Raw genomic sequence first — 8285 nt, forward strand, 5'->3', positions numbered from 1 at the left:
TCCGCGTAAACCCCCGCAGGCCGGTATCCAGGGGATCCGGGCCTTCGGTTCTTCAGTAGCGGGGACAGGATTTGAACCTGCGACCTCTGGGTTATGAGCCCAGCGAGCTACCGAGCTGCTCCACCCCGCGTCGGTAAACCTGACTCTACGCGAGCACGGCGAGCAGATGCAAATCGGTTAACGGGACCCCTCCGCGGCCGTGGCACGGCTCAGGCCGACAGCTCCTCGGCCAGGGCGTCGCGGAGGCGGGCCGCCCGCTCCGAGACCTCCGCCGGGCCCAGTTCCATGGCGCGCACGCACCACTTCTGGCCTTCCGTCAGGTCTCCCTGGCGCGCCGCGAGCAGGCCCAGCCGCAGCGCCGCCCGCCCGTGGCCGGCCACCGCCGCCCGGGTCCACCACAGCGCCGCCTCGGGCTCGTTGCCCTCGCGCGCCAGCAACAGCCCCAGGTTGAACGCGCCGTTGCGGGAGCCGGCCTCCGCCGCCTCCCGGTACCACCGCGCCGCGGACCCCAGTTCGCCCCGCGCGGCGGCCAGCATGCCGACCCGGACCTGGGCGCGCCGGTGCCCCAGCTCCGCGGCCCGCTCGTACCACTCCTCGCTCTCGGTGCGCGCGGCTCCGCCCACCGACTCGCCCAGCGCCACCGGCTCCGGCGGCGGGGCCAGCGACTCCAGCAGCGCGGCCAGCCGGAAGGCGGCCTCCGCGCTGCCGCCGCCGGCGGCGCAGCGCAGGTGCCGTTCCGCCGCCCGCTCCTCGCCGTCGCGGACCAGCGCGATGCCGACCTGGAGCGCCGCGTCGGTGTGTCCCGCCGACGCCGCCCGCTCGTACCACTTCAGGGCGGTGCGGTCCTCGTCCCGGCTGGCGAACAGGATGCCGAGGTTGAAGGCCGCGTCCACGCTGCCCGCCTCGGCGGCCTTGGAGAACCACGGCTCCGCGCCCTCCGCGTCCCCGCCCTGGAGCAGCAGGATGGCCAGCGCGTTCGCCGCCTCGCGGTGTCCCGCGTAGGCGGCGCGCCGGTACCACTGCTCGGCCGGTCCGGTCCGCTCCTGCGCGGCGCAGAGCAGCGCGAGGTTGTACGCCCCGTTCTGGTCGCCCGCGTCCATCGCGGCCCGGTACCACTTCTCGGCCGTCTGGGTCTCGCCGCGCGCGGCGTGCAGGGCGCCCAGCGCGTTCGCCGCGTTGCCGTCGCCGTCCTGGGCGGCTTTCAGCCACCAGGTGGCCGCGTTCTCCTCGTCGCCGGCGTCGCGCAGCAGGAAGCCGAGGGCGCAGGCCGCCCGCGCCTCGCCCTGCTTGGCGGAGGTGAGGTACCAGCGCCCGGCCTCCTTCAGCTCCCCGCGCGCCTCCAGCAGGGCGCCCAGGTGCAGCCCGGCGCGCCGGTGACCGCGCGCGGCGGCCTGCCGGTACCACTGCTCGGCCTCGGCCGGGTCGCCCTTGCGCAGGTGCCGGGCGAGCCGGTACGCGGCCTCGCGGTGCCCCTGCTCCGCGGCGGCGCGGAACCACCGCTCGACGCCCTTGTCCCCGCGGTGCTCCAGCAGGTCGGCGAGGCCGTAGGCCCCCAGGGCATGGCCGGATTCCGCCGCCTGGCGCATCCAGTACTCGGCGGCGGGCTCGTCGCCGCGCTCGCGGTAGTGGCGGCCCAGGGCGTGCGCGGCGGGAGCGGATCCGGCCACGGCGGCCACGCGCCACCAGCCGGCGGCCTCTTCCGGGTAGCCCCGCTGGTGCAGCAGGACGCCCAGGTTGTTCGCGGCCGCGCGGTCGCCCTCCCCGGTGGCCCCGCGGAGGTAGGGTTCGGCTCCCGCGAGGTCGCCGCGGCGCAGCAGGAGGGCACCCAGTACGCTCATCGCGCCCGGGTCCCCCTTGTCGGCCGCGATCCGGTGCCGGGCCTCCAGCGCGGCGTCGCCGGCCGCGTCGGTCAGCCCGAAGACCGCGTCGTCGAACAACGCGTCGACTGACACGTCTGACACGACCGACACGTCCGGCGTGGTCGGCGCCGCGGCCGTGGTCCGTACCGCCCGCGTGGTCATCGCGGTCGTCACGTCAACGGCCTGAGCCGCCCCATCGGCCTCCGCATCCGATTCGGAGTCCGCCCTCACAAACCGCCCTGTCTCCAGCAGAGTTGACCTGTCCCCCATAAATCCCATCGTCGCATCACCTGCTACCCGCGTACACCTGGTATGTCGCAGTCAGTGAGGTCACTACAGCGTTTTGTCGACATGCCCACAGAGAGACAAGTCAAACACGCTCACACCCCAACTCACCCACCTCAGTGACCCCGAGTCGGCGAAAAACTCGATTGGGCATGACGAAGGCCCGGATCCATCGGATCCGGGCCTTCGTCTTCAGTAGCGGGGACAGGATTTGAACCTGCGACCTCTGGGTTATGAGCCCAGCGAGCTACCGAGCTGCTCCACCCCGCGTCGGTAAACCAACAGTAGCACGACGCGGGGTGGAACCATTACCGCTATCCGGAGGGGGTCGGCGTGGCCGCCGGAGGCGTCACCTTGGCCTCCGCCTCGATCGCCCGCTTCAGCGCGGCCTGCAGATCGCTCTGGGCCTTTCCGTACGCCGCCCAGTCGCCGGCCTTGAGCGCCTTGTCGGCCGCATCGACCGCCTTCTGCGCATCGCCCAGGGCCGCCTTGACCGTCGGGTCCTGGCTGGCCGGCGGCGGGGTGGTGGTCCCGTCGCCCGGCGGGGTGGTCGTTCCGTCGCCCGGGGGCGGGGTCGCCGACTCGGCCCCGAACACCACGTTCAGCGCCTTCTCCAGCGTGTCCTCGAAGGCCGTCTGGTCCCCGTAGGTCACCAGGACCTTCTTCAGCAGCGGGTACTTGAGGCCGCCGCCGCGCACGTACACCGGCTCGACGTAGAGCATTCCCTTGTCGAGCGGGACCGTGAGCAGGTTGCCGTACTCCACCTGGGAATCGCCCCGGCTCAGGATGTTGATCTCCTGGGCGATCTCCGGCTTGGAGTTGAATCTCGCCTGGACGAGCTTCGGGCCGTCCACCGGGTTCTGGGTGGGCAGCTTCAGCAACTGGATCTTGCCGTAGTCCGCGGTGGTGGGATCGGCGTTGACCGCCATGAAGGCGCTCAGGTTGTCCCTGCCGTTCGGCGTGAGCGTCGTGGTCAGGGAGAAGGCCTGGTTGGGGTCCTTCTGGCCCGGCATCTTCATGGAGAGGTAGTACGGCGGGACCGCCGTCCCCGCCTTGGTGGTCGGGTCGTCCGGCACCGCCCAGACCTCACTGCCGCTGAGGAAGGTCTGCGGGTCCGTGACGTGGTAGCGGGTCAGCAGCTCGCGCTGGACCTTGAAGAGGTCCTGCGGGTAGCGCAGGTGATCCATCAGGGCCGGCGAGATGTCCTTCTTCTCCTTCACCGTGCCGGGGAACGCCTTCATCCAGGTCTTGAGGACCGGGTCCTTGGTGTCCCACTGGTACAGCTTGACCGTGCCGTCGTAGGCGTCGACTGTGGCCTTCACGGAGTTCCGGATGTAGTTGACCTGGTTCTCCTGCGCGACCACGGCGCGCTGGGAGTTGGTCAGCGAGTCCGCCGTGCTGTCCCCGAGCTGCGTGCGGGACGCGTAGGGGTAGCCGTTGGTCGTGGTGTAGGCGTCCACGATCCACTGGACCCGGCCGTCGATCACCGCCGGGTAGACGGCTCCGTCGATCGTGAGCCACGGGGCGACCGCCTCGACCCGCTCCTTGGGCGTGCGGTGGTAGAGGATCTTCGAACCCTCGCCGATGGCGCCCGAGTAGAGGATCTGCGGCTCGCTGAAGGCCAGGGCGTACGCGGCGCGGTTGACCGGGTTGGACAGGCTCACCCCGCTGTCGCCCTTGTAGGTGGTCTCCTTCTCGCCGGAGTCGTTGGCGTAGTCGAGCTCCTTCTGCGGTCCGCCGACGATCGAGTACTGCTTCGTCTGCTCGCCGTAGTAGATCCGCTGCTCGTACTCCCCGAGGTCGCCCGCCGCGGGCAGGCCCGACTCGGTGAACAGCGGCTCGCCGTTCGCGGTGACCTCGGTGCCCTTGGCCGCGACCACACCGAATCCGTGGGTGTAACGGAAGTGGTCGTTGATCCAGTTGTTCTTCGGGATGCCCGCGAGGTTGATCTCACGGAGCCCGATGACCGTGTCCTGGCCCTTGTACCGGTCGACCGCCAGCGTGGCCGGGAAACCGTAGTAGCCCTTGTTCTGCTGGAGCTGCTGGAAGGCCGGGGAGACGATGTTCGGGTCGAGCAGGCGGATGCTCGCCGTGGTGTTGGCCTCCTGGCGGAGCACCTTCTTGTCCGCCTTGGGGTCCGGCAGGCCCGGGTAGTCCTTGACGGAGGCGTCGGCGACCCCGTAGGCGTCGCGCGTCGCCTTGATGTTCTTCTGGACGTACGGGGATTCCTTGGCCTGCTCGTTCGGCTGGACCTGGAACTTCTGCACGATCGCCGGGTACAGCCCGCCGATCAGGATCGCCGAGAGCACCATCAGGCCGAAGCCGATGACGGGGAGCTGCCAGGTGCGGCGCCACAGCGTCGCGAAGAACAGCACCGCGCAGATCGCGGCGATCGCGACGAGGATCGTCTTGGCCGGAAGGTACGCGTTGGCGTCGACGTAGCGCAGGCCGGTCCAGTTGTCCGCGGCCTTGAAGTCGCTGGACTTCACGGCGAGGCCGTACCGGTCGAGCCAGTAGGCGACCGCCTTGAGCGTGACGAAGAGGCCGAGCAGCACCGACAGGTGACCGGTCGCCGCGGCGGTGGCCCGCGCACCCGGGCTGGTGACGCGCAGTCCCCCGTAGAGGTAGTGCACGACGGCGGCGGCGATCACCGAGAGCACGACGGCGGCGAAGCCGAAGCCGAGCAGGAAGCGGTACCAGGGCAGGTCGAAGGTGTAGAACGACACGTCCAGGTTGAACTGGGGGTCCTTCGTGCCGAAGGGCACCCCGTTCACGTACATCAGCCAGGTCTTCCACTGGCCCGCCGCCGAGGCGCCCGCGATCAGGCCGACCAGGGCGGCGATGCCGAGCAGCAGCCACTTGCGGTACGGCGCGACGGTCATCCGGTAGCGGTCGAGGCTCTGCTGCTCCATCGACATCGCGCTGAGCGGCGGCCGCAGCCGGTGGGCCAGCCAGATGTTCAGCCCGACGGCACCGGCCATCAGCAGGCCGAAGACGGCGAAGAGGCCGACCTTGGTCCACAGGGTGGTGGTGAAGACGGTGGAGTAGTTGACGGAGCGGAACCAGAGCCAGTCCGTCCAGAAGCCGGCGAACATGATGAACGCCATGGCCAGGACGGCCAGCACGCCCAAGGTCATCAGAAGAGTCCGGGCGCGCCGGGACGGGCGGCCGACTCTCATCCGTGGCCCGGAGGGGCCTCCGCCGCGGTCCGGCATCTGGAAAGCCAAGGTGCGCACCTCGAAAGTCGCTGTGTGTAAGTGATGCGATGAGTTTTCAAAGCATGGGCCCCCGATCGTAGAACCCACTCATGCAACTTACTGAGGCTTTAGTCAGTTCCCGGTATCCGGTGTAAAGGAGGCAGGATGTTGCCCATGTCCAACCTTTCGCCGTCCCCCGGCACCCCTATGGCGGCAAGCCCGCTGACCCGTGCCGTCCTCGAAATCGACGAGTACGCCTCCACCCTCGGCTGGGACAAGCCCGCCCGGCTCTTCGCCCTGGTCGACACGGCCAAGCTGCGCAAGCAGGCGCCGGGCGTCGCCCGCCAGCTCGGCCTCGACCAGGACGACACGGGCAAGAACCAGCTCACCCCGATCGAGCAGGACCAGGTGCCGGCCGGGACCCCGCTGGACAAGTTCCTGGGAACGATCGCCTGGCCCGACTCCATCCTCGGCTGCGCGCTGACCGTGGAGCGGCTGATGCTGCCGCCGTCCGCCGAGTCCTCCGTACCGGAGGGGCTCACCGACAAGCAGCTCACCAAGTGGGTCGCCACCCACCCGGAGCGCCAGGAAGTGCGGCTGACCGTGGGCGTCCTGCGCGACGGATCGCGGGAGTCGGCCGTACGGCTGCGGGACAAGGACTCGGCGAACGAGGTGCTGACCGGCGCGACGCTGGTGCCCGGGCTCGCGGAGGCGCTGGCGGCGACCTTCCTCGACTAGGACGCGGCGAGGGACCGGGGGACGGTCAGGGCTTGGCGCTGCACTGCGTCAGCCCGGCCGTGTCCCCCTTGCCGATCTTCTCCAGCGCCTTCACGGCGTCGTCGATGGTGGAGACCTTCACGAGGGTCAGCCCGTCGGGCACGTCGCCCGCGGCGGAGGCGCAGTTCTCGGCGGGCGTCAGGAAGTACTGGGCGCCGGCCTGGCGGGCGCCGATGGTCTTCATCTGGATGCCGCCGATCGGGCCGACCTTGCCCGCGTCGTCGATGGTGCCGGTGCCGGCGATGAACTTGCCGCCGGTCAGGTTCTCCGGCGTGAGCTTGTCGACGATGCCGAGCGCGAACATCAGCCCGGCGCTGGGACCGCCCACATCGGCGAGCTTGATGTCGATGGTGAACGGGAAGGTGTGGTCGGTGCCGGCCCGGATGCCGACGATCGCGTGACCGTCGCCCTCCGCCTTGCCCGAGGTGATCGTGACCTTCGTCGTGCCGGTGGGCTCGCGGTGCGCCTTCTCGGCCTCGGCGGCCTCGGCGGTGGGGATGATGGTGAACTCGACCGGCTCGCCGGGCTTGTGCTTGGTGACCAGCTTGGCCACGTCCTCGGGAGCGTTGACGGGGGTCCCGTCCACGGCCTTGATGACGTCTCCGGCGTGCAGCTTGCCCTCGGAGGGGCTGCCCTTGACCACGGAGGCGACGATCACGCGGGCGGCGACCGGGATGCCGAGCTGCTTGAGGGCGGCCACCTTGGCGCTCTCCTGCGACTGGCTGAACTCCTCGGCGTTCTCCTGCGTGGACTCCTGCTCCGTCTTGCCGTCCGGATACAGGTTCTCGTGCGGTACGACGATGTTGTCGCCCGCGGCCCACCCGTACACGGCCTCCAGCAGGTTCATGTCGTAGTCCGCGCCGGTGACGCGGACCGTCGTCATGTTCAGGTGCCCGGTGGTCGGGTAGGTCTTGTGCCCCGAGATGTTCAGGACGGGCTCGCCGTGCGAGTCCCCGAGCGTGTTCACGGTCGGGCCCGGACTCATCTCGGAGTACGGGGCCTTCATGAACACTCCCGCGCAGAGCAGCGCGAAGAGCATGAGGGTGGAGGCGAGCATCGTCGCAGTGCGGCGTGGCATGGATCGACAGTACGTGACGGCCCTGAAGAGCGGCCCCCGGGGCCGGTCCGTACGGGGGCCCGGCACCGCGTCAGGGGGCCCGGCACCGCGTCAGACGGAGTCGACGGTGTCCTTGCCGCGCTGGGCGTCGGCCTTGGCCGCGCCCGGTTCGCTCTGGCCCATGGCCTCGCGGAACCGCGCGTAGCCCGCGAGCTCGGATATGTCGCCGGATGTGCGGTCGCGTGCCGCCCAGCTGCCCCATATCGCCGCTCCGATCGCGGCGAACAGCGGAATCAGCAACCACGCCAAAGACGCCATGGGCGTGTCTCCCTACCCCGAATTACGTGTTGTTGGTGGCTTCAACGCTGCTGCCCGGGAGGGGGTTACGCAAATCGAGGGCGTGTTGCGCGTCCGAACGGGGCAACCGACGGCCCCCGGCCCCTGCCTCAGCAGGCGCCGACCCACTCCTCCGTACCGTCGGAGAACGTCTGGTGCTTCCAGATCGGGACCTCGTGCTTGAGATCGTCGATCAGCATCCGGGAGGCCTCGAAGGCCTCGCCGCGGTGCGGGCAGGAGACGGCGACGATCACGGCGAGGTCGCCGACGGCCAGGTCGCCGATGCGGTGGACGGCGGCGAGGGCGCGGACCGGGTACTTCTCCACGACGCGCTCGGCGACACGGCGCATTTCGGCCTCGGCCGAGGGGTGGCAGGAGTAGCCGAGCTGGTCGACGTCCGCCCCGCTGTCGTGGTTGCGCACCGTGCCGACGAAGAGCGTCGTGCCGCCCGACGCGTCGTCGCCGACGGCCTGGAAGACCTCGTCGATCGAGAGCGGGGTCTCACGGATTTCGAGCAGCCGGATGGGGTCCGGAGCGGCGTGCTCGCCGGGGTGGTCGAAGTGCGGTGCCATACCTTCCATCGTGCCCTAGCCGCCGACCCGGCGGAATAGCAGTTTCACCAGGGCCCCACCGGCCCCCTTGGGAGCCTCCTACAGAAACGCCCTGGTGGCGGCGGGGAAAGTACCCGTCGAAATCCAGCTTGGTGGGCCGCACGGGCAGGCCGACACCGGCAAAATCCAGCCCCGCCGGCTTTTGAGGCGCGGGGGTCCGGGG

The 8285-nt window shown here is 70.2% G+C and carries 6 protein-coding genes and 2 tRNA genes; 1 reads left to right on the top strand and 7 read right to left on the bottom strand.

The genetic code is table 11. From position 1 onward, the window contains the following. Nucleotides 1–56: 56 nt before the first annotated feature. The 4 genes from ACFWNV_RS38130 to ACFWNV_RS38145 form a co-directional block, all read right to left on the bottom strand. Nucleotides 57–130: transfer RNA gene (locus tag ACFWNV_RS38130), tRNA-Met, on the bottom strand. Nucleotides 131–209: 79 nt separating this feature from the next. After that, on the bottom strand, nucleotides 210–2138 hold the full coding sequence (locus tag ACFWNV_RS38135) for a tetratricopeptide repeat protein (protein WP_383956449.1): 1929 nt from the start codon (nucleotides 2136–2138) through the stop codon (nucleotides 210–212). A gap of 202 nt (nucleotides 2139–2340) precedes the next feature. Then, a tRNA-Met gene (locus ACFWNV_RS38140) sits at nucleotides 2341–2414 on the bottom strand. A 44-nt stretch (nucleotides 2415–2458) separates the two neighbouring features. Then, the gene (locus tag ACFWNV_RS38145) at nucleotides 2459–5380 is read right to left on the bottom strand and encodes a UPF0182 family protein (protein ID WP_383956452.1); all 2922 of its coding nucleotides are present in this window, start codon (nucleotides 5378–5380) and stop codon (nucleotides 2459–2461) included. Between the two features lie 126 nt (nucleotides 5381–5506). On the opposite strand from ACFWNV_RS38145, the gene ACFWNV_RS38150 reads away from it, so the two are divergent. Then, nucleotides 5507–6079 carry a PPA1309 family protein gene (locus tag ACFWNV_RS38150; protein WP_383956455.1) on the top strand — a complete coding sequence of 191 codons (573 nt, stop codon included), beginning with the start codon at nucleotides 5507–5509 and terminating at the stop codon, nucleotides 6077–6079. 25 nt (nucleotides 6080–6104) lie between these two features. On the opposite strand, the gene ACFWNV_RS38155 is transcribed toward ACFWNV_RS38150, so the two are convergent. The 3 genes from ACFWNV_RS38155 to ACFWNV_RS38165 all read right to left on the bottom strand — a co-directional run bounded on the left by ACFWNV_RS38155 (nucleotide 6105) and on the right by ACFWNV_RS38165 (nucleotide 8083). Then, on the bottom strand, nucleotides 6105–7196 hold the full coding sequence (locus tag ACFWNV_RS38155) for a PDZ domain-containing protein (RefSeq protein WP_383956457.1): 1092 nt from the start codon (nucleotides 7194–7196) through the stop codon (nucleotides 6105–6107). A 90-nt stretch (nucleotides 7197–7286) separates the two neighbouring features. After that, complete coding sequence (locus ACFWNV_RS38160; RefSeq protein ID WP_383956460.1) at nucleotides 7287–7493, bottom strand: hypothetical protein; 207 nt, start codon at nucleotides 7491–7493, stop codon at nucleotides 7287–7289. Between the two features lie 128 nt (nucleotides 7494–7621). Next, a complete protein-coding gene (locus tag ACFWNV_RS38165) occupies nucleotides 7622–8083 on the bottom strand; it encodes a molybdenum cofactor biosynthesis protein MoaE (RefSeq protein WP_383956463.1) in 462 nt (153 codons plus the stop codon). Between the last annotated feature and the right edge of the window lie 202 nt (nucleotides 8084–8285).

It is taken from the genome of Streptomyces sp. NPDC058401 (genome assembly GCF_042722885.1).
In the GTDB taxonomy this organism is placed as follows: domain Bacteria; phylum Actinomycetota; class Actinomycetes; order Streptomycetales; family Streptomycetaceae; genus Streptomyces.